Below are 342 nucleotides of genomic sequence, written 5' to 3'. Positions count from 1 at the left end.
TCTCGGGCCTGGGCTGGCTGTACCTCCTCGCTAACCCGCCAGCGTCCCAGGCGCTTTATCTCGCTGTGCTAGCTAGGGGGAACGACAAAATGTACAACAACCTTATGTACATACCTTACAACATAGCACTATGGCCTGTACCGGCGACTTTCGCGATATCGGCCTTCGCCATGTCAGTGGGCATGCTCTCCCGCCTTTTACGCAGAGCTGAGGATGCTAGGGGGGCGGCAGCCCTAGCAGTGCTCACTCTTTCAATGTACCTCACTCACCCCACCGAAGGGACGTTCTTCGTGGGGTACCTCGCATCACTCCTGCTCTTTATCCGCGATAGTGAAAGGCTCA

At 56.4% G+C, this 342-nt stretch carries 1 protein-coding gene; it reads left to right on the top strand.

Translation table 11 applies throughout. The features are described 5' to 3' along the window. Nucleotides 1–342: hypothetical protein (locus tag ACP5KC_RS10555; protein ID WP_428287569.1), on the top strand; the 342-nt coding region annotated here is incomplete at both ends.

It is taken from the genome of Infirmifilum sp., from assembly GCF_049970975.1.
In the GTDB taxonomy this organism is placed as follows: Archaea; Thermoproteota; Thermoprotei; order Thermofilales; family Thermofilaceae; genus Thermofilum; species Thermofilum uzonense.
The sequence above is the reverse complement of the archived record's forward strand: the minus strand, read 5'-3'. Positions and strand labels throughout refer to the sequence as shown.